Source organism: Nocardioides kribbensis, assembly GCF_015070375.1.
Taxonomy (GTDB): domain Bacteria; phylum Actinomycetota; class Actinomycetes; order Propionibacteriales; family Nocardioidaceae; genus Nocardioides; species Nocardioides kribbensis.
Genome location: NZ_JADCLL010000007.1, coordinates 57,622 through 77,336 on the forward strand (window position 1 = coordinate 57,622; position 19,715 = coordinate 77,336).

The window sequence follows — 19,715 nt, forward strand, 5'->3', positions numbered from 1 at the left end:
CGGCCACGACCCACGCCCCTCGGGGTGAACGTCGACCCCGCGCGCCCGTGCCACGGTGGGTGCGATGACCCCCACGACACCCGCCCGGCCCGACTCCCCCTCCGCCACCGTCGACACGGTGGTGCTCGACCTCGACGGCACCCTCGTCGACTCCGTCTACGTGCACGTGCTCGCCTGGCGTGCCGCCTTCGCCGCCGTCGGGCTCGACGTCGCCTCGCACCGGCTCCACCGCGCGATCGGGCTCGGCGGCGACCGGCTGGTCGCCCACGCCGCCGGCGACGCCGCCGAGCGGGCCGTCGGCGACCGGGTGCGCGCGCTGCACGACGAGGACGTCGAGCGCCGCACGGGTGAGATCGGCGCCACCGACGGCGCCGCCGCCCTCCTCGAGGCGCTGAGCGGGCGCGGCCTGCAGGTCGTGCTCGCCAGCTCGGGGGCCAAGGAGCAGACCGAGCAGCTGCTCGACCTCGTCGAGGGCGCCCACCACCTGCTGCACGAGAAGGTCGCCGGCGCTGACGCCGAGGCCAGCAAGCCCGCCCCCGACCTGCTCGAGATCGCCCTGGGGAGCGTCGAGGCCACCCGCGCGGTCACCGTCGGCGATGCCGTCTGGGACGTCGAGGCATCCCGCGCCGCCGGGGTGCCCTGCCTGGGGCTGCGCTGCGGCGGGATCGGCGCCGCCGAGCTGCTCGAGGCGGGGGCCGTCGCGGTCTACGACGACCCGCGCGACCTCGTCGACCACCTCGACGAGGCGCTCGCCCTGGCCGCGGAGGCCCACCGGGGCTGACCCGGCCGCGGGCCGGGCTCAGGCCCCGAAGGTGGGGGTGCGCTTGGCCACGAAGGCCGCGACGCCCTCGCGGCCGTCGGCGCCGCCGGCCAGCTCCCGGATGGCCAGGGCCTCCGCGCGCAGCCGGGCCTCGGGGTGCTCCTCGACCGCGCCGCGCAGGAGTCGCTTGCTCGCGGCGTACGCCGGGGCCGAGCCCGCCGCCAGCGTGGCCACGACCCCCTCGACGCACGCGTCGAGCTCCGCCGCCGGCACGACGCGGGCCACGAGACCGGCGTCGAGCAGCTCGGCCGCGGTGAGCCGGTCGTTGAGCAGCGCCAGGCGCAGCACCCGGTGCAGGCCGAGGGTGTGGGTGAGCATGCTCGTGCCGCCGTCGACCGACAGCCCGAGGCGGGTGTAGCCGAGGCTGAAGGTCGCGGTGTCGGCGGCCAGCACGAGGTCGGCGGCGGCCGCGAGCGGGAAGCCGGCCCCGGCCGCCGCGCCCTGCACCACCGAGACCACGACGGCCTCGCTGCGCACCAGCTCGGAGACCACGCGGTGCAGGCGGTCGGCGAGCTCGTCGACGTAGCCCGGCAGGTCCTCGGCCCCCGCGAAGGCCGCGACGTCGCCGCCGACGCAGAAGAAGCGCCCCGTGCTAGCGAGCACGACCACCCGGGCGGCGTCGGCCGCCGCGCGGCGCACGGCGGTGAAGAGCTGGTCGACGGAGTCGAGGTGCACCGGGTTGCCGCGGTCGGCGTCGACCAGGGTGATCCGGGCGACGCCGTCGGCGAACGCGTAGCGGACGTGCGACGGGCCGGTGTCGGTGTCGGTGTCGCGGGAGGGGCCGACGGCGGCTGAGGGGTCGTGGGGCGCCATGACCGTCACTCTGCCACCGGCAGGGCCCGCGCTCGCCCGACGTCCAGAGGCCGAGGTCGGGGGGCCGAGGTCGGGGGGCCGAGGTCGGGGGCGGCGGGAGCCGACGTCGCACAGCACCTACGCGGATCACGCAATTGCGCGATCCAGACCCGCTCCGCGCCCGGTCACGGGCTCGGGAGCCGACGTCGCACAGCACCTACGCGGATCACGCAATTGCGCGATCCAGACCGCCCCGCGCCCGGGCTTTGCACGATCCGCGCGGTCGGCGGCGCCGACCGGCTGCTGCAACCGCGCAAAGTCGGGGCTCGACCACGCCGCTCGACGGCCGACGGGGCGTCGGCTGGGGGCTCCCTCCTCTGCCGGGGTCCGCGCCTCGCTCGGCGGGCGCACGTGCGCCACGTGACCAGGCCGGCCGAGCCGGGCCGCTCGGCCGAGTCAGGCGGGGTCAGGCGGGGTCAGGCGGGGTCAGGCAGGTCCGGACCAGGCCGGGTCGGGGTCGACGGCCAGCCAGGGCCAGCCAGGGCCAGCCGGGGCCGGATCAGGCCGGGTCGGGGTCGACGGCCAGTCCGGCGTCCAGCAGGGGGCCGACGGACTCGCCGGCCGAGGAGAGCCCCTCGCCCCCAGCGGCTCGGTGGCGGTGGTCGATGCCGGCGGCGATGACGGCGAGCTTGTAGTAGCCGAGGGCGAGATGGCGCCCGAGGTCGACCAGCGGCACGCCACCGGCGCGCTCGTAGGCCGCGGCCAGGCCGGCCACGTCGGGCACGCGCGTCTCGGTCCAGGCCGACGGGAACCCGAGCACCTGGTCGAAGGCCGGGTGGCGGTAGACGCACATCATGGCCACGTCGGCGACCGGGTCGCCGATCGTCGACAGCTCCCAGTCGACGATCGCCGCGACCTCGACCGGGCCGGTGGCGGGCACGCGCAGCAGCGTGTTGTCGATGCGGTAGTCGCCGTGCACGATGCCGGTGGAGCGCTGCTCGGGCAGGCGCTCCCCCAGGCGGGCGGCGAGCGCCCCGGCCGCGCGGCGCACGGGCTCGGGCTGGGCCTCGCCCACGATCTCCCACTGGCCCGACCACCGCTTGAGCTGGCGGGCGGCGTAGCCGTCAGGGCGTCCGAAGCGCTCGAGGCCGACGGCGACGTGGTCGACCTCGTGCAGCCGGGCGAGGGCGTCGGCCAGGGCCGCCACGGCCGCCTCGACCCGGTCGTCGGGCAGCCCGGCGAGGTCGTCGGCCGACTGCAGTGAGCGGCCCTCGACGAAGCGGGCCACCGCGAAGGGACCGCCGATGAGCGACTCGTCCTCGCTCAGCGCCACCGCCGGCGGCACGGGGACCCCCGCGCGGCCCAGGGCGCTGGTCACCCGGAACTCGCGGGCCACGTCGTGCGCCGACGGCGTCCGGCCCGCCCGCGGCGGCGTACGGAGCACCCACGCGGCCTCGCCGTCGTCGAGGCGGACGGTGAGGTTGGAGCGGCCGCCGGAGACGAGGCGCGCCCGCAGGGGCGCCGCCGGCGGCTCGCCGGCCTCGGTCATGACCGCGGCCACGGCCACGAGCTCGTCGGCGCTGAGCCCGGCGTCGCCGGGGGTGTCCTGGTCGGTCGCGGTCACCGGGGCCTCTCCTGCCGGGCGGCCCCGGCGTCGGGTCGCACTCTACGGAGGTCCGCCGCACCGTGGCGGCACGTGCCCGTCGGCGAGTGCACTGTGGCGGCGCGGTCTGCTGCGTTCAGCCTCGCCGCGGCCCGGATCCGCGTATTTTGCCGTCCATGGCAGACGCGACACCCGACGAGGCCGGCGCCGACCTCGTCGACCGGTGGCTCACGCACCGCGACGGCGGCGCCGACGCGCGCGCTGCCGAGCTGCGCCGCCAGGGCGCGGCGCTGCGGGAGCGCACGGGTCGGCCGGCACCGCCCGAGGACGTCGCCGCCCCGGCCTCCGAGCGGCTCGACAGCACCACCAACCCTGCGGCCCCGGCCGCCAGCCGCGAGCTCGACGCGTACGACGCCGCCACCGCCCACCCGCTGCCCCCCTCGGGGGGCATCCGCCCCGGTCTCGGACTCGCCGACTTCGAGCCGGTCATCATCCCCTCGGCGCGCCGCCCGAAGTCCGAGCCCCGCCGCGGCCTCCTCGCCCGCCGCCGCGCCACCGAGCCCAGCGACGCCGTCCCGGTCGACACGGTCGACACGGGCGACCCGGGCGACCCGGGCGACCCGGGCGACCCGGTCCCCGGCACCGTCCCTGACACCGTGGCCGACCCGACGACGGGCGCCCCCGCTGCCGCTCTCCCCGAGCCCGCCCCCGTCGTCGACGCTGCACCGGACCTTGAGCCGGCACCGGACCCGGAACCGAGCCCCTCCCCCGCGCAACCCGGTGACGCCGTGGCCGCGGGTCGCGCCATCGTCGACCTCATCGACCACCCCGCCCCGCCCCCGACGGCCGAGGGACGAGCACCAGCCCCCACCCCCGTGGTCGAGGGACGAGCACCGGCCCCCACCCCCGTGGTCGAGGAGCGAGCGCAGCGAGCGTCTCGAAACCACCCCACCCGCACGGCCGTCCCCACCGACCCCCCGCCCCCGCCCACGACCACGCGCGCCGACGCGGTGAGTGCCGGCCGCGCCGTCTTCGACCTCCTCGCCGCGACAGCCGCTCCGCCCACCACCCCGCCGCGCGCCGCCACGCCGATCCCGCCGGTCTCGCCGAACGAGCGGAAGACCGACCCGGCCTCCGACCGGCGTCGGACGGCGCCCACCACCCGTGGCTCGGCAGCCCCCCGCCCCGCGAAGCCGACCACACCCGCCAAGCCCGCCAAGCCCGCCAAGCCCGCCAAGCCCGCCAAGCAGGAGAAGCAGGAGAAGCAGGAGAAGCAGGAGAAGCCTCCGCGGGTCGCCCGGCTCCGGGAGACGGCCGCGCGGGCCCAGGCGGCGACGCAGACCTCGTCCGCACCCGTCCCCTCCGGTGCCGCCCCCACGCACGCCCCCGCCTCCGCCCCGGAGGCAGGCGCGGCCCCCCGGCGTACGCCTGCGGCGGCCCGGTCGGTGTTCAGCGACTTCGCCCACCAGACCCGCGGCGAGACGCCGCCGCGGCCGGCGCCGAGCGGCCCGCCGCCCCAGGTCGACTTCGCGCCCCGCGCAGCGCTGCGGCGACTGGTGGGCCTGCTGGTGCTGGCCGGGGTGGCGGCGAGCGGCTACCTCGCCTGGCAGGCCTGGCAGGTCCGCACCGAGGAGCGCCTGGGCCTCGCCGGCATCGCCCTGCTGTCCACCGCGGTGGTGTGGGCGGTGTGGGCCGGCTCCAGCCCGCCCCGGCTCTCGGTGCGCGGCGGCCAGCTCGAGATCCGGCGCAGCGGCGGTCGTCAGGTCTTCGACCTGGCCAACCGCTACACCGACATCGAGCTGCTCGGCACCCCCGGACGCCGCGGCTGGCGGGTGCTGATCCACCGCCGCGGGATGTCCCCCGTGGAGATCGACTCCTCGATGGTCGACCCCCGTGGCTTCACCGAGGTGCTGCGCTACTACCGACCCGACCTCTGACCCGGCCCCCACCTCTGACCCGACCCCCGACCCCCGACCCGACCGTCGGGCGCTCGCCCGCCGGGCGCTCAGGGCACGGCGACCCAGTAGCGGCGCTTGTCGCCCCGCACGTCCTCGCACACCCCGCCGCAGCGCTCGACGGTGCGCGCGGAGGCCAGGTTGTCGACGTCGCAGGTCACCAGCACGCGGTCGAGCCCCAGCTCCCCCGCCTCACCGACGGCGAGCGCGAGCGCACGCGAGGCATGGCCCTCACGACGCCGGGCCGGCCGCACCGAGTAGCCGACGTGCCCCCCGGTCTCGAGCAGGTACGGCGTCAGCTCGTGGCGCAGGTCGAGAAAGCCCACGACCTCCTCGACCCCGTCCGCCGTGTCGACGATCCACCAGAAGGTGGAGTGCACCAGCGGCCCGTGCGGGCCTTCGCCCAGCGCCACCGACCGGTCGGCGTACGGCGTGAGCGCCTCGACCCACGCGTGGCAGCCGGCCGGGGTCAGGTCGCGCCGCAGGGCCGGCGGCAGGAGCCAGACACCGCTGCCGGCGGGGTGCTCGTCGCCGAAGTCGGCGAGGGTCTGCGCCCAGCTCGTCGCGAGGCGGGCGTCGGGGCGGCGCAGCTCGGTCACGGGGCCAGTGGACCGCAGACGCCGACGGGGGCGCCACCGGATTGCTCCGGTGACGCCCCCGCGGTGGCGGTCTGTCTCAGACCCGCTCGCCGGTCTTGACGCCGCGCTGACCGGCGTCGGTGAGGCGGGCCTCCTCGACGGCCTGGGCCTCGAGCTCGGCGCGCCGCGTGGTCTCGAGCAGCTCGCGCGAGGCCTCGTAGGAGCCCGGCGCGGACACCAGGTCGGTCGCGCCCCCTCGCAGTCGCGAGAGCGCGTTGCGCCCGAAGATCTGCTGCTCGGTGGAGGTGCGCTCGGAGCGACCGCGGCCGAGGAACGACACGAACCAGTGCAGCACCGCGGTGACGCGGTTCTTGAAGCCGGTGATGTAGACGAGGTGGACCGCCAGCCACATCAGCCAGGCGATGAAGCCGGTGAGGCGGATCTTGCCGATCATCGCGACGGCCCGGAAGCGGCTGATGGTGGCCATCGAGCCCTTGTCGAAGTACTTGAACGGCTCCTGGGCCGGCTTGCCCTTGACCCGGCCGTCGATCTCCTTGGCGGCGTACTTGGCGCCCTGGATCGCGACCTGGGCGACACCGGGGAGGTTGTCGAGGGCGATCATGTCGCCGACCACGAAGACCTCGGGGTGCCCGGGCAGGGTGAGGTCGGGGTTGACGCCGATCCGGCCCGCGCGGTCGAGCGGGGCGCCGGTCTGCTCCGAGAGCGTCTTGCCGATCGGGCTGGCCTGCACGCCGGCGGCCCAGATCTTGGTGACCGACTGGATCCGCTCGGTGCGGCCGTCCTTGTACTTCACCTCGAGGCCGCGCTCGTCGACGTCGGTGACCATCGCGCCGAGCATGACCTCGACTCCGAGCTTCTCCAGCTCGGTCTTGGTCTTCTCGCCCAGCTTGGCGCCGAAGGGCGGGAGCACCTGCGGGGCGGCGTCGGCGAGGATCACGCGGGCCGAGCGGGTCTCGATGGCGCGGAAGTCGCGACGCAGGGTGCGGTGGGCCAGCTCGGCGATCTGGCCGGCCATCTCGACGCCGGTGGGGCCGGCGCCGACGACCACGAAGGTGAGGAGGTGGTCGACGTTCTCGCCGCGCTGCGCGCCGAGCTCGGCCATCTCGAAGGCGCCGAAGATGCGACCGCGCAGCTCGAGGGCGTCGTCGATGCTCTTCATGCCGGGGGCGAACTCGCTGAAGTGGTCGTTGCCGAAGTACGACTGCCCCGCGCCCGCCGCGACCAGCAGCGAGTCGTAGGCGGTCACCGTCGGGCGGCCCAGGACGTGGGAGGTGACCGTGCGGGCCTCGAGGTCGATGTCGGTGACCTCTCCCAGGAGCACCTGCGCGTTGGACTGGCTGCGCAGGATCTCGCGGGTCGGCGGGGCGATCTCGCCCTCGGAGAGGATGCCGGTCGCCACCTGGTAGAGCAGCGGCTGGAAGAGGTGGTGGGTCGTCTTGGCGATCATGGTCACCTCGACGTCCGAGCGACGGAGCGCCTTGGTGCCGAAGAGACCGCCGAAGCCGGAGCCGATCACGACCACGCGGTGCTTGCCCGTCGACGGGTTGGTCGGTGCGGGGACTGGGCTGGCTGCCATGTCGGGACCTCTCTGGTGGCTGCCGGGACGGAGGCGACGTCTCTCGGTCGGGGCGTCTGCCCCATTCTCCCGCGCAGGGCGTCGCATCTCTAATCTGGGCCACCGTCTGGTCGCTCACAGCACCCTCGCGGGTGGTCGTCGCGGCCTCCCTCGTGGCCCTCGCCACAGGCCCCCGGCCGACGCGCCGTGCGGGTGGGAAAACTTTCAACGACGCAGGTTTGCCCGCGCAGGCCCGCGGGTAGTCGGCACGGGACTGGCACCCACCTGCCGCTGTCCTCGTCCGGCACCCGCCGCCGCAGGGCCCCGGCCGCCGGTCGTCCGCCGGACCTCGCGGTCCGGGCCCGCCACCCGATCTCGTCCCGATCTCTTCGCACCGTTGGAGCCGTCCGTGCCGCTGAACCGGCCCGCCCTCTCCCTGGGCTCCGGTCCCCGGGGCGTGCAGGATGCACGCCGCTGGGTGGTCGAGACGTGCCGCGACATCGGTCGCGACGAGCTCGTCGAGTGCACCGAGCTGGCGGTCTCCGAGCTGGTCACCAACGCCCTGCTGCACGGCTCGCCCCCCATCGAGGTGCGGGTGCGCGGCACCGTGGAGCACCCCCGCGTCGAGGTCCGCGACGGCTCCCCCGAGCGCCCCGTGCTCCCCACCGAGACCGGTGAGACCGACGACGACGACGTCGAGTCGCTGCTGCTCACCTTCGGCCGGGGGCTGAGCATCGTGGCGCGGTGCTCGCGGGCGTGGGGCGCGGAGATCGAGGCCGACGGCAAGACGGTGTGGTTCGAGCCGGCCGCGGAGTTCGCCGAGGACAACGGCGCCGAGGGCGTCGTCACCGGGCTCGAGCAGCCACCCGCGGTGCCGTCCGACCCGGTCGCGGTGTCGGTGCACGGTGTGCCGCTGGACCGCTACGTCGCCTTCCAGCGCCACTTCCGCGAGCTGCGCCGCGAGGTGCGGCTGCTCGCGCTGGCCCACGAGTCGGAGTACCCCCTGGCCAAGGACCTCTCCGACCTCTTCGGCGACCTCGAGCGCCAGCTGCGCGGCGGCTCGGTCGGCCCCGACGTCGACCGCGCGGTCGCGGAGGGTCGCACCCACCTCGACCTCGACCTGCTCGTCTCCCGCGCGGCCTCGGGCAGCATGCAGCAGTTCATCGACCTGCTCGACATGGCCGACGTCTTCTGCCGCGAGCAGCGGCTGCTGTCGCTGGCCCGCACCCCGGAGCAGCGCCGCTTCCAGCAGTGGTACCTCGGCGAGTTCGTGCGCCAGGTCGCCGGCGAGGAGCCGCTCCCGTGGCGCGACCCGGCCCCCGGGCCCGACGACGGCGAGCAGGCGCCCGAGGTGCGGCGTACCGTCGTCTCGTGACCGACGCCCCCACGCCGCGGTGAGCCCCGCTCCCCGGCTGCTCGCGCTGGTGGCGCTCGGCGGAGCCCTCGGCGCCGTCGTGCGCTGGTCCCTGCTGGAGGTCTCCCCCGACCCGGCCGGCACCTTCCCCTGGACCACCCTGACCGTCAACGTGGTCGGCTCGGCGCTGCTCGCCGCCGTGGGCCTGCTCGCCGTCGTACGCCGCAGCCGCGGCCTGGCGGCGTTCCTCGGGCCGGGGGTCATGGGCGGCTTCACGACGCTGTCGGCGGCCTCCGAGCAGACCCGGGCCCTGCTCGACGCCGGCCGCCCCGGGCCGGCCGCCGCCTACGTCGTGGGCAGCCTGGCCGCCGCGCTGCTCGCCGTCACCGCGGTGCACGCCGGGGCGGCGCAACGCGAGGACGACCGCACGGCTCGCGGGGACGGCCCGTGACGATCACCGACACCGTCGACACCGTGGTCAGCGGCCTGCTGGTGGCGCTCGGGGCGGGGGTCGGCGCGCCGCTGCGCTACGCCGTCGCCCAGCGGCTCGACGCCCGCTGGCCGACCGGGACGCTCGCGGTCAACCTGCTGGGCTCCCTCGTGCTCGGCGTGGTCAGCGCGCTGGCGCTCTCGGGCCACCTCTCGCAGGAGTGGGTCGCGCTCCTCGGCACGGGCTTCTGCGGCGGCTTCACGACGTACTCCTCCTTCGTCGTGCAGACCCGGGGCCTGGGCCCGCGCACCGGGGCCCTCTACGTCGCCGTGTCGCTGCTCGGCGGCCTCGGCCTGTGCGCCCTGGGCTTCCTGCTGGCCGCCTGAGGGCCTCAGGCGTAGCCCAGCTCGTGGAGGCGGTCGTCGTCGATGCCGAAGTGGTGGGCCACCTCGTGCACCACGGTGATCCGGACCTCCTCGACCAGCTCCTCCTCGCTCGCGCACATCCGCAGCAGCGGGCCGCGGAAGACGAAGATCCGGTCAGGCAGATCGAGGATCGTGGAGAAGTCCCGCTCGGTCAGCGCGACGCCGTCGTAGAGCCCGAGCAGGTCGCGCGGCTCGCCCTCCGGCGGCTCCTCCTCGACCAGCACGACCACGTTGGTCACCAGCTGCGCCAGCTCGTCGGGGATCTCGTCGAGCGCGGCGTCGACGAGGGCGTCGAAGCGGTCGGGATCCATCGCGACGGGCACACCCGCATCGTGCCACCGCACGACAACCGACCCACGCGGGTGGACCGCGCCCCAGGGTGCGGCGCCTAGGTTCGCCGGTGTGACCCACTACGACGTCGTCGTCCTCGGAGCAGGCTCCGGCAACACCGTCATCGACAAGTCCTTCGCGGGCCTCTCGGTGGCCATCGTCGAGCGGGGCCCCTTCGGCGGCACCTGCCTCAACCGCGGCTGCATCCCCTCCAAGATGCTCATCCGCCCCGCCGACGTCGTCGACGCCGCCGCCGACGGCCCCCGCCTGGGCGCGCGCACCAGCGCCGACGGCGCCGACTGGGACGCGGTCCGCGACCGGGTCTTCGGGCGCCTCGACGAGGTCTCCGCCGACGGCCGGGCCTACCGCGAGAGCCTGCCGGGCGTCGACCTCCTCTCCGGCACCGCCCGGTTCACCGGCCCGCGCGCCCTCAGCGTCGAGCTCCACGACGGCGCCACCGTCGAGCTCACCGCCGACCAGGTGGTGCTCGCCACCGGCAGCCGGCCGGTGGTGCCCGACATCGACGGCCTCGACCAGGTCGAGCACCACACCAGCGACGACGTCATGCGCCTGGAGACCTTCCCGCGGCGCATCGGCGTGGTCGGCGGCGGCTACATCGGCGCCGAGCTGGCCCACGTCTTCGCGGCCTACGGCGCCACCGTGACCCAGGTCGAGTCGGGCGAGGCCCTGATCTCCAACCAGGACCACGACATCTCCCAGACCTTCACCCGGATCGTGTCGCAGCGCTGGGACGTGCGGCTCGGCACGTCGCTGCAGCGGGTCTCGCGCGCCGCCGGGGGCACGGTGATGCACCTCGACGACGGCAGCGAGGTGGAGGTCGACGCCCTCCTGCTGGCCATCGGCCGCCGCCCCAACGGCGACCTGCTCGACCTCGACCGCGCCGGCGTCGAGACCGACGACACGGGCCGGATCCTGGTCGACGAGCACCAGCGCACCAGCGCCGAGGGCGTATGGGCGCTCGGCGACGCCTCCAGCCCCGAGCCGCTCAAGCACGTCGCCAACCAGGACGCCCGGGTGGTGAAGCACAACCTGCTGCACCCCGACGACCTGCGGGTCTCCGACCACCGCTTCGTGCCCAACGCCGTCTTCGCCTCCCCCCAGGTCGCCGCGGTCGGGCTCACCGAGGCCGAGGCCCGCGAGCAGGGTCTCGACCTCGCCGTCGCCCGCCACGAGTACGGCGACACGGCGTTCGGCTGGGCCCTGGAGGCCGACGACCGCCACGGCGAGGCGGCCGGCTACCTCGTCAAGCTGCTCGCCGACCGCGCGACCGGTCGTCTCGTGGGTGCCCACCTGCTCGGTCCGCAGGCCTCGTTGCTGGTGCAGCCGCTCATCCAGGCCATGAGCTTCGACCAGCCCGTGGCCGACCTCGCCCGGGGCCAGTACTGGATCCACCCCGCGCTGACCGAGGTCGTCGAGAACGCGCTCCTCGCGCTCGCCGGGGAGCTCGCGGGCTGACCCGCGCACGGCCGCGACGGCGGCGCCGGCCGAGAACGACGACAGCCCCGGACCGTGGTGGTCCGGGGCTGTTCGCGATGGCGACCCCGACGGGACTCGAACCCGCGGCCTCCGCCGTGACAGGGCGGCGCGCTAACCAACTGCGCTACGGGGCCAGGTGCTCCGTCACCGGAGCGATGGAACCATAACCCACTCCTCGCGGGAGCACCGAATCGGAGTGGATCGGGCCCCGCCGGAGCGGGACCGCAGCACCCCCAACGGGATTCGAACCCGTGCTACCGCCGTGAAAGGGCGACGTCCTAGGCCGCTAGACGATGGGGGCCAGGCGCGCAGCAGTCTAGGGGAACCCGCACCCGCCCGGCCCATCGGCGTCCGGCGCCCGTCCGGTGTCGGACAGGGTCGATTCGTGGGGCCGCCCCCTCCCGTGTAACCTTCGTGTCGCTCGGGCAGGTAGCTCAGTTGGTACGAGCGTCCGCCTGAAAAGTGGAAGGTCGGCGGTTCGACCCCGCCCCTGCCCACGAGCACCGCAGGGCTCAGACCTGCGAGAAGGCCCCCGTCGGGATCCGACGGGGGCCTTCGCCGTCGCCGGCCCCTCACGGGGTCGATGTCCTCCCCGAACTCCTGCGGCCGCGGCGCCGCTCGCGGTAGAACCACCCCGTGAGCCTCCCCCACGCCCAGACGTCCCCGCCCCCGACGGCCCGCACCGACGCGAGCGCGGGCCAGCGTGTCGGCGCCCTCCTGCTCGACACCCTCCTCGTCATGGTGCCGCTCTTCGTGGTCGCGGGGATCCTCTTCGGCGACAGCCAGGCCGGGGACGGCGGCGCGAGCGTCTCGCTGACCGGGGTGCCGTTCCTGCTCACGCTGCTCGTGGCGGCCGGCTACTTCCTCGTCCTCGAGCTGACGACGGGACAGACCCTCGGCAAGAAGATCGTCGGCATCCGCGTCGTCTCCGACAAGGGCGGCGACGTGACGGCCGTGCAGGCGCTCGTGCGCACCGCGCTCCGCGTCGTCGACGGCTTCGCCTTCTACCTCGTCGCCTTCGTGGCCGTCCTGGCCAGCCCGAGGAACCAGCGCCTCGGCGACATGGCTGCCTCCACCCGGGTCGTCCGCGCGAGGTGACGAGCGCCCGCCGGCACTCGGTGCGGGTCGGGCCCTCCGGGCACCGGGCAGACTCGCAGGCGTGACCCGCGCCCCGTGGAAGTGGCTGGCCGACCGGATCGAGTCCCTCGACCCGGAGACCGACAGCGACGAGATCATGCGCCTGGTCGCCGAGCACCAGCTCAACGACCCGATCGTCAACCTGACGCTGCTCGTCACCACCGCGCAGACCGCCCTGCCGCCGACGGCGTCGGCCACGCTCGTGGGCACGGGCAAGATGCTGCACCGCGGGGAGGAGCGCTTCCACGACGGCAGCGGCTACCTGATGACGTGGTTCACCCAGGGCGCCCGCAGCGAGGCGACCCGGGCCTCGGTGGAGCGGCTCAACCGCTACCACCTCGGGCTGGCCCGGCGCTTCCCCGGCGCCTTCGGCGACAACGACGAGTACGTCTACACCCTCTGCGCCGTCGGCGACTTCCTGCCGCGCATGCGCGAGACCCTCGGCCTGCCGCCACAGAGCCCGACGCTCGACGTCGCCTGGCACCACTTCCTGCGCGACCTGGCCGAGCTCTTCCGCGGCGAGCACGGCGCCGTGACCGGCTTCCCCGACGACCTGGCCGGGGTGCGGGCCTTCGCGGCACGCTTCGAGGCGCGCGACTGGCCCTCGACCCCCGAGGGCCACGAGCTGGCCGAGGGCATGGTGAATCAGTACGCCGAGCGGTTCTTCCCGCCGCCGATGCGGTGGTTCGCCCGCACCCAGGCGCTGCTGCTGATGCCGCCGCGCGTGCGCGAGGTGCACCGCACCGGTGAGCCCGGCCGGGTCGCGGGCGCCGTGGTGCGGCTGACCATGCGGTGGGTGATCCGCGCCCAGGAGTCGTGGTGGCCCGACCGGCGGCGTCGCTTCTCCGAGACCCGCGCCGGGCGCCGCGGCCAGGCCCGCGCCCGTCGTCGTACGGCTCGGATGCAGCGGCGCTACGACCGCCGGGTCGCCCGCGGCGAGATCGCGCCGCCGCGACCCGAGGACGCCTAGGCCGCCGGGGCCAGGAGCCCCCGGGCAGACCGTGCCGCGAGCCCACCCCGGCGGGTGCGGTGGCCGCCCGAGCGTCTTCCTATCGTCGACCCATGGCCATCAGCAAGGGTGACGAGGTCACCTGGAACACCCCGCAGGGAAAGACGAAGGGCACGGCGAAGGAGAAGAAGACCTCGCCCTTCCAGCACGACAAGCAGAAGTTCGACGCCAGCGACGACGAGCCCTACTGGATCGTGGAGTCGGAGAAGTCGGGCTCCACCGCGGCCCACAAGGAGTCGTCGCTGTCGAAGGCCTGAGGGCAGGCCTCGACCGCGTCGTCGCGGTCCCCCACGCACACGAGGAGCAGACCATGGCAGAGGGCAGGCACCAGCCACCGAAGGGTGTGCAGGAGAACGGCGAGCGCGCGGTGCGCTGGATCGAGGAGGGCAAGGCCGGGCGCAACTTCACCGACGTGGGAGACCACCGCGCCCACCAGCTGGCCGCCGGCGAGAAGCTCACCGACGAGCAGGTCAAGAAGATGCAGGCCTACTTCAAGCGCCACAGCGTCGACAAGGACGCCGACGGCTTCAAGCACGGCACCGACGGCTTCCCCTCCCCCGGTCGCGTGGCCTGGGACGCCTGGGGCGGCGACGAGGGCGAGCGCTGGGTGGGCGGCATCGAGCTCTAGCCCGGCGCGGTGCTGGGGCTGCCCGACTCAGTCCTCAGCCGCCGCCTCCGGACCATCCACGTCCGGCGTGCTGACCGTCAACGGCCACCACGGCGGCAGCAGCCGCCGGTACACCTCGAGGAAGCGGCGCACGTCGAGCGACGGCTCGCGCAGCCACCCCTCGATCGCGCCGACCGTGCCGTCGGCGATGAAGCGGGTGGCGACGTCGGCCACCACCGGGTCGGCGACCCCGGGCACGCTCACGTCGACCCCGGCGCCCACCAGCCGCTGCAGCAGCCGGCTCGACTCCTGGAAGTGGGCGCTCAGCAGGCTGTGCAGGCTCGCGGCGCCGCCGGTGGGGCCGAGTCCGCGGCGGTAGAGCGCCGCGTGGCGGGCGACGTGCTCGAGCACCCCCTCGGTCGCCTCCCCCACCACCCGAGCGACCACGTCGGTCGCGACGGGCGCCGGGCCGGCGTCGGCCAGGTCGTCGCGCAGCCGGGCGCGCAGCAGGTCGAGCTCGGCCAGCAGCGCCGCCTGCAGCAGGTCGACCGGCGAGGACGCGTGCTCGTAGAAGGTCGACCGGTGCACCCCGGCCTGCGCGGCCACCGCGGTCGCGGTGAGCTCGCCGACGGGCCGGTCGGCGGCGAGCGCGAGCACCGCGGCGTGGAGCCGGGCGCGGCTGCGCTGCTGGCGGGGGTCCACAGGGTCCTCCTGGGGCGGTGGCGGGAACGATTTCCGACGATCGTAGGTTAGTCAGATAACCGACATATGTCGGATAGATCCGGCGCCGCCAGGGGCGACGCCCCGCACCCTGGAGGGACCCACCCATGGCCACCTACGACGTCTCCGACCGCTCCGCCATCGTTACCGGAGCCGGCTCCGGCATCGGCCGCGCCGTCGCCACGCTGCTCGCCGCCAACGGCGCCGCCGTCGTCGTCTCCGACCTCGACGCCACCGCCGCCGACGCGGTCACCGCCGAGATCACCGCCGCCGGCGGACGCGCCACCGCCCTCGTGGGCGACGTGTCCGACCCCGAGGTCGTCGACCGGCTCGTCGCCGCCGCGGAGGAGCTCGCCCCGCTGCGCATCGCGGTCAACAACGCCGGCATCGGCGGCCCCGCCGTGCCCGTCGGCGACTATCCGCTCGACGCCTGGCGCAGGGTCATCGAGGTCGACCTCAACGCCGTCTTCTACGCCCTGCGCGCCCAGGTGCCCGCGATGGCGGCCCACGGCGGCGGGGCGATCGTCACCATGGCCTCGGTGCTCGGCTCGGTCGGCATCGCCCACTCCTCGGCCTACGTCACCGCCAAGCACGCGCTGGTCGGGCTGACCAAGACCGCCGCCCTGGAGTACGGCGCGCAGGGCGTGCGCGTGACCGCCGTCGGCCCCGGCTTCATCTCCACCCCGCTGCTTGAGGCCAACCTCGACGCCGCGACCCAGCAGGCGCTCGCCGACAAGCACGCGACCGGTCGCCTCGGCACCTCCGAGGAGGTCGCCGCCCTCGTCGCCTTCCTGGTCTCCGACGCCGCCACCTTCGTCACCGGCAGCTACCACCTCGTCGACGGCGGCTACGCGGCCCAGTGACGGCCGCCTGACGAGCGCCTGACGACAGGGCCGCCCGGCAGGAGGGGCGGGCCTCAGGCCCCACCGAGCGAGACGAGCGGCTCGGTGGGGTCGACCTCGAGTCCCATGTCGCGCAGGACACCGTCGAGCACCGCCCAGATCCACCGGGCCAGCAGGTCGACCATGTCCTCGAGCGACACCCCGAGGGGGTCGTCGACCCAGCGACCGGCGGCGGCGTCGACGAAGCCGACCAGGCCGAAGGAGAGCGGCTGGGTGAGGCCGGGGTCGAGGCCGAGCAGCTCGACGTACTCGTCGAGCAGGCGGATCAGCAGGTCGGAGATGAGGCGCTTGACGTCGTTGACGACGTTCTCGCCGTCGGCGGTCGTCACGGAGTGGCGCACGAGGTAGCGGTAGAGCTCGTGGTGGTCGGTCAGCCACCGCAGGTGCGTGGTCACGGCGGTGCGGATGATGCGGTCGGGGCTGTGCGAGGCGTCCCAGGCCGGGGCGAGGCCCTCGAGGATCATCTGCTCGGCACGGGCCGCGATCGAGCGGTTGAGGTCCTGGGCGCCGGCGAAGTGGCGGTAGAGACGCGTGCGCGCGACTCCCGCCCGCGCGGCGATCTGCTCGGTGGACACGTCGGCGCCGTGCTCCTCGATGGCGGCCAGCGCGGCCTCCACGAACTCCTCGCGGCGTCGCTCCTGCTGGCCGGTCCACCGGGTCGCGCGACCGTCGACCTGCTCCGCCCGCCCTCCCGGGTCGGCGGGCTCGTCGGCGGGGTCGGACACCGGCCCGAGGTTACCGGGCTCACACCCGACGGGGGCTGGGCACGTGGGGGTACACGCTGTACCTTCTATCTAACCGTGACACCGCGTATCACTTAACCCTCCCGCTGCGGCGTCACCCCACCCCTTCTACGGAGGCCCGGCATGGACACGACCCTCGGCGCGACCCTGGACCCGGCTCGGCGCACCACCCACGACGCCTCGCAGCGTCTGCTCGACTCCTCGGCGGCGCTGTCCTACGACCCGATGACCGAGGTCGACTGGGACGCCCCCCTCGACCCGTCGCACTACGGGCTCAACCCCGAGTGGAGCACCCTCTACGGCACGCGGCTGTGGTCGGAGATGACCGAGCAGCAGCGCGTCACGCTGACCCGCCACGAGGTCGCGTCGATCATGAGCACCGGCATCTGGTTCGAGATGATCCTCCAGCAGATGGTGCTGCGCGACCAGTACTGCGCCGACTACTCCCGGCCCGACTTCCAGTTCGCGCTGACCGAGATCGCCGACGAGTGCCGGCACTCGATCATGTTCGCCCGGGCCTGCCAGAAGATGGGCATCTCGGCCTACTTCCCCACCCGGAGCAGCATCCAGCTCGGCCGCGGCTTCAAGTCGCTGGCCACCGCCGAGGTCGCCTACGGCGGGATCCTCGTCGCCGAGGAGGTGCTCGACGTGATGCAGCGCGACTGGATGCGCGGCGAGCAGGTGCTCCCGATCGTGCGCACCACCAGCAAGATCCACGTGGTCGAGGAGTCGCGCCACATGAAGTTCGCCCGCCAGGAGATGCGCGAGCGCATCGAGGGCGCCGGCCCCCGCCGCCGCCAGACCTCCGCGCTGGTCATCGCGGTGGCCGCCCACGTGATCGTCTCCAACATGGTCAACGAGAAGGTCTACGCCGCCGCCGGGCTCGACCCCGTGCGCGCCCTGGCCGAGGCGGGGGCCAACGAGCACCACAAGACCCTGATGCGCTCCAGCTGCGCCCACCTCATGGAGTTCCTCGACGAGCTCGGTCTGCTGACCCGCCCGGCGCTGGCCTTCTACAAGCGCGTGAGCATGGTCTGACCCATGGCCTTCGCGATCACGCAGTCGTGCTGCAGCGACGCCTCGTGCGTCTCGGTCTGCCCGGTCAACTGCATCCACCCGACGCCGGACGAGCCCGACTTCGGCACCACCGAGATGCTCTACGTCGACCCGCGCAGCTGCATCGACTGCGGGGCGTGCGCCGACGCCTGCCCCGTCGACGCGATCTTCCCGGTCGAGTCGCTCACCGGGCCGCTCGCGGCGTACGCCGAGATCAACCGGGCCCACTTCACCGGCCCGGGCACCGCTCCGGCCGGGCCCGGGGCGGAGCCCGACGAGGAGCGGGGCGAGGAGCCGGCCGCGGCGCGGGTCGCGTCGGCCGCGGAGCGGCCCGACCCGGGCTGGTCCGAGCCCCACTTCCCGGCGAGCCTGACCGCCCGCGCCGCCGGGCTGCGGGTGGCCGTGGTCGGCACCGGGCCGGCCGCCAGCTACACCGCCATGGCGCTGCTGACCACCAGCGCCGAGGTCACCATGCTCGACCGGCTCCCGACGCCCGGCGGCCTGATCCGCTACGGCGTGGCGCCCGACCACCAGAGCACCAAGGCCATCGCCGACCGGTTCGCGACCGTGCTGCGCAACCCCCGCCTCGACCTCGTGCTCAACGTGGAGGTCGGCACCCACCTCTCCCACGCGGACCTGATGGCCCACCACGACGCGGTCGTCTACGCCGTCGGCGCGACCTCCGACCGCACCCTCGGCGTGCCGGGCGAGGACCTGCCCGGCAGCCTCGCCGCCCGCACCTTCGTCGGCTGGTACAACGCCCAGCCCGAGGTGCCCGCCGACGTCGTCGACCTCGGCCCCGCCAGCCGCGGCCGGGCCGTGGTGGTCGGCAACGGCAACGTCGCCCTCGACATGGCCCGCGTGCTGCTCGGCGACGCCCGCCGCGGCGGCGACCTCGCCCGCACCGACATCGCCGACCACGCGCTGGCCGCCCTGCGCGGGAGCCAGGTCACCGAGGTCGTGCTGGTGGCCCGTCGCGGCCCCGCGGAGGCGGCGTACTCCCTCTCCGAGCTGCGGCCCCTGCTGCTGCGCGAGGACCTCGACGTGGTCGTCGACGCCGGACCCGAGATCGCCACCGCCATCGCCGAGGCCGCCCCCGGCAGCCACGCCGCCGCCCTGCAGGGCGTGCCGGTCGCCCCGGTCGACTACTCCGTGGCCCCTCCGTCCGGCGCCCGCCGCCGGCTCGTGCTGCGCTTCGGCAGCGTGGTCGAGCGCGTCGAGGGCGCCGACCGCGTCGAGCAGGTGCGCCTCGCGCCGACCCCGCTCCCCGGCACCGCCCCGGGCGCCGGCCCGGGTGCCGCTGCCGACGCCACCGAGCCGGGCGTGGCCGCGAGCACGGTGCCCACCGGGCTGCTGCTGCGCTCGGTGGGCTACCGCAGCGAGCCCGTCGCGGGCCTGCCCTTCGACGAGGTGGCCCACACGGTGCCCCACGACCGGGGCCGGGTCGTCGACCCCGTCACCGGGGCCGTGGTGCCCGCGACCTACGTCGTCGGCTGGATCAAGCGCGGCCCGCGCGGCGGCATCGGCACCAACCGCGCCGACGCCGCCGAGACGGTCGCGGCGCTGGTGGAGGACGCCAACGCCGGTCGCCTCGACCACCCGGGCGCCGCCGGCGGCCGCGTCGGACGCGGCTCGCGCCGCTCCTTCCGCCGCCTGGTGCGTGCGCGGCGCCCGGAGGCGATCGGACGCCGGGAGCACCTGGCCATCGACCGCGGCGAGCGCGAGCGGGGCGAGGCGCAGGGCCGGCCGCGCGTCAAGCTGGCGACCCTGGAGGACCTCCTGGCCACCGCGCGGCGCTGAGCGGCGTGCGGTCCTAGGATGCGGACCGACGTGACACCGGGGTCACCGCCAGGCGATAATCGTTCTCACTTCATCCACGCGCGGAAGGACCCTCGCATGATCGCGGCTCTCCTCGGCAAGGCAGGCAGCACGCTGGTGACCGGACTCGTCGGCGCCGCGGCGTACGACGGGGCGAAGCGGGCCGTGGGGGCCGGCGTCGTCCGCGAGGGTGCGGTGGCCGCGACCGCCTGGGGCCTGCGGGGCAAGCGGCGCGTGGAGACCGGCGCCGAGCAGCTGCGGCTGACCACCGGCGACATCGTCGCCGAGGCCCGCGAGCGCGTCGGCGAGCAGGCGCCGCCCCCGGGCGCGCACGAGGCCCACGACCACCAGCACTGAGCACGA

Annotated in this window: 21 protein-coding genes and 3 tRNA genes; 15 read left to right on the top strand and 9 right to left on the bottom strand. The window is 75.1% G+C overall.

The window, feature by feature from the left end; all coding sequences use genetic code 11:
* The first annotated feature begins 64 nt into the window (after nt 1-64).
* Nucleotides 65-781, top strand: a complete 717-nt coding sequence (locus tag IR170_RS15250; protein ID WP_193665459.1) for an HAD family hydrolase — start codon at nt 65-67, stop codon at nt 779-781.
* Nucleotides 782-799: 18 nt separating this feature from the next.
* On the opposite strand, the gene IR170_RS15255 is transcribed toward IR170_RS15250, so the two are convergent.
* On the bottom strand, nt 800-1,633 hold the full coding sequence (locus tag IR170_RS15255; RefSeq protein ID WP_193665461.1) for an enoyl-CoA hydratase/isomerase family protein: 834 nt from the start codon (nt 1,631-1,633) through the stop codon (nt 800-802).
* A 538-nt stretch (nt 1,634-2,171) separates the two neighbouring features.
* Nucleotides 2,172-3,236 carry a phosphotransferase family protein gene (locus IR170_RS15260; RefSeq protein ID WP_319805110.1) on the bottom strand — a complete coding sequence of 355 codons (1,065 nt, stop codon included), beginning with the start codon at nt 3,234-3,236 and terminating at the stop codon, nt 2,172-2,174.
* A 155-nt stretch (nt 3,237-3,391) separates the two neighbouring features.
* Between IR170_RS15260 and IR170_RS15265 the strand changes: the two genes are divergently transcribed.
* Entirely contained in the window at nt 3,392-5,152 is a 1,761-nt protein-coding gene (locus IR170_RS15265; RefSeq protein WP_193665463.1) for a hypothetical protein, read from the top strand.
* A gap of 68 nt (nt 5,153-5,220) precedes the next feature.
* On the opposite strand, the gene IR170_RS15270 is transcribed toward IR170_RS15265, so the two are convergent.
* The gene (locus IR170_RS15270) at nt 5,221-5,769 is read right to left on the bottom strand and encodes a GNAT family N-acetyltransferase (protein ID WP_193665465.1); all 549 of its coding nucleotides are present in this window, start codon (nt 5,767-5,769) and stop codon (nt 5,221-5,223) included.
* Nucleotides 5,770-5,845: 76 nt separating this feature from the next.
* Nucleotides 5,846-7,345: an NAD(P)/FAD-dependent oxidoreductase gene (locus IR170_RS15275; RefSeq protein ID WP_193665468.1), complete on the bottom strand. Its 1,500-nt coding sequence runs from the start codon at nt 7,343-7,345 to the stop codon at nt 5,846-5,848.
* 388 nt (nt 7,346-7,733) lie between these two features.
* Between IR170_RS15275 and IR170_RS15280 the strand changes: the two genes are divergently transcribed.
* The 3 genes from IR170_RS15280 to IR170_RS15290 are packed head-to-tail and all read left to right on the top strand — an operon-like array spanning nt 7,734 to nt 9,494.
* On the top strand, nt 7,734-8,699 hold the full coding sequence (locus tag IR170_RS15280; protein WP_193665470.1) for an ATP-binding protein: 966 nt from the start codon (nt 7,734-7,736) through the stop codon (nt 8,697-8,699).
* Nucleotides 8,700-8,718: 19 nt separating this feature from the next.
* The gene (locus tag IR170_RS15285) at nt 8,719-9,129 is read left to right on the top strand and encodes a fluoride efflux transporter FluC (protein WP_193665472.1); all 411 of its coding nucleotides are present in this window, start codon (nt 8,719-8,721) and stop codon (nt 9,127-9,129) included.
* A complete protein-coding gene (locus IR170_RS15290) occupies nt 9,126-9,494 on the top strand; it encodes a fluoride efflux transporter FluC (protein ID WP_319805111.1) in 369 nt (122 codons plus the stop codon). Before IR170_RS15285 ends, IR170_RS15290 begins: the two co-directional genes overlap by 4 nt.
* Before the next feature lie 5 nt (nt 9,495-9,499).
* Here the strand turns inward: IR170_RS15290 and IR170_RS15295 are convergent, their stop codons facing one another.
* On the bottom strand, nt 9,500-9,856 hold the full coding sequence (locus IR170_RS15295) for a metallopeptidase family protein (RefSeq protein ID WP_193665473.1): 357 nt from the start codon (nt 9,854-9,856) through the stop codon (nt 9,500-9,502).
* A 79-nt stretch (nt 9,857-9,935) separates the two neighbouring features.
* Between IR170_RS15295 and IR170_RS15300 the strand changes: the two genes are divergently transcribed.
* A complete protein-coding gene (locus IR170_RS15300) occupies nt 9,936-11,339 on the top strand; it encodes a mycothione reductase (RefSeq protein ID WP_193665475.1) in 1,404 nt (467 codons plus the stop codon).
* A gap of 78 nt (nt 11,340-11,417) precedes the next feature.
* Here IR170_RS15300 and IR170_RS15305 read toward each other — a convergent pair.
* Nucleotides 11,418-11,494 (bottom strand) — tRNA-Asp (locus IR170_RS15305).
* 94 nt (nt 11,495-11,588) lie between these two features.
* Nucleotides 11,589-11,661, bottom strand: a tRNA-Glu gene (locus tag IR170_RS15310).
* A 122-nt stretch (nt 11,662-11,783) separates the two neighbouring features.
* Here IR170_RS15310 and IR170_RS15315 point away from each other — a divergent pair.
* The 5 genes from IR170_RS15315 to IR170_RS15335 all read left to right on the top strand — a co-directional run bounded on the left by IR170_RS15315 (nt 11,784) and on the right by IR170_RS15335 (nt 14,134).
* Nucleotides 11,784-11,857: transfer RNA gene (locus tag IR170_RS15315), tRNA-Phe, on the top strand.
* Nucleotides 11,858-11,996: 139 nt separating this feature from the next.
* On the top strand, nt 11,997-12,458 hold the full coding sequence (locus tag IR170_RS15320; RefSeq protein ID WP_193665477.1) for an RDD family protein: 462 nt from the start codon (nt 11,997-11,999) through the stop codon (nt 12,456-12,458).
* A gap of 61 nt (nt 12,459-12,519) precedes the next feature.
* Nucleotides 12,520-13,467, top strand: a complete 948-nt coding sequence (locus IR170_RS15325) for a hypothetical protein (RefSeq protein ID WP_193665479.1) — start codon at nt 12,520-12,522, stop codon at nt 13,465-13,467.
* A 92-nt stretch (nt 13,468-13,559) separates the two neighbouring features.
* Complete coding sequence (locus tag IR170_RS15330) at nt 13,560-13,763, top strand: hypervirulence associated TUDOR domain-containing protein (RefSeq protein ID WP_193665480.1); 204 nt, start codon at nt 13,560-13,562, stop codon at nt 13,761-13,763.
* A gap of 53 nt (nt 13,764-13,816) precedes the next feature.
* The gene (locus IR170_RS15335; RefSeq protein ID WP_193665483.1) at nt 13,817-14,134 is read left to right on the top strand and encodes a hypothetical protein; all 318 of its coding nucleotides are present in this window, start codon (nt 13,817-13,819) and stop codon (nt 14,132-14,134) included.
* A 27-nt stretch (nt 14,135-14,161) separates the two neighbouring features.
* On the opposite strand, the gene IR170_RS15340 is transcribed toward IR170_RS15335, so the two are convergent.
* Complete coding sequence (locus IR170_RS15340; protein WP_193665485.1) at nt 14,162-14,815, bottom strand: TetR family transcriptional regulator; 654 nt, start codon at nt 14,813-14,815, stop codon at nt 14,162-14,164.
* A gap of 125 nt (nt 14,816-14,940) precedes the next feature.
* Between IR170_RS15340 and IR170_RS15345 the strand changes: the two genes are divergently transcribed.
* Nucleotides 14,941-15,696, top strand: a complete 756-nt coding sequence (locus tag IR170_RS15345) for an SDR family NAD(P)-dependent oxidoreductase (RefSeq protein ID WP_193665487.1) — start codon at nt 14,941-14,943, stop codon at nt 15,694-15,696.
* A 53-nt stretch (nt 15,697-15,749) separates the two neighbouring features.
* On the opposite strand, the gene IR170_RS15350 is transcribed toward IR170_RS15345, so the two are convergent.
* A complete protein-coding gene (locus IR170_RS15350; RefSeq protein ID WP_193665489.1) occupies nt 15,750-16,460 on the bottom strand; it encodes a TetR/AcrR family transcriptional regulator in 711 nt (236 codons plus the stop codon).
* Nucleotides 16,461-16,601: 141 nt separating this feature from the next.
* Here IR170_RS15350 and IR170_RS15355 point away from each other — a divergent pair, with 141 nt between their 5' ends.
* The 3 genes from IR170_RS15355 to IR170_RS15365 all read left to right on the top strand — a co-directional run bounded on the left by IR170_RS15355 (nt 16,602) and on the right by IR170_RS15365 (nt 19,709).
* Entirely contained in the window at nt 16,602-17,516 is a 915-nt protein-coding gene (locus IR170_RS15355) for an AurF N-oxygenase family protein (RefSeq protein WP_193665491.1), read from the top strand.
* A gap of 3 nt (nt 17,517-17,519) precedes the next feature.
* Nucleotides 17,520-19,334, top strand: a complete 1,815-nt coding sequence (locus IR170_RS15360) for a 4Fe-4S binding protein (RefSeq protein WP_193665493.1) — start codon at nt 17,520-17,522, stop codon at nt 19,332-19,334.
* Between the two features lie 96 nt (nt 19,335-19,430).
* Nucleotides 19,431-19,709 (top strand): DUF1490 family protein, encoded by a 279-nt coding sequence (locus IR170_RS15365; RefSeq protein WP_193665495.1) that lies wholly within the window; start codon nt 19,431-19,433, stop codon nt 19,707-19,709.
* Nucleotides 19,710-19,715 lie beyond the last annotated feature (6 nt).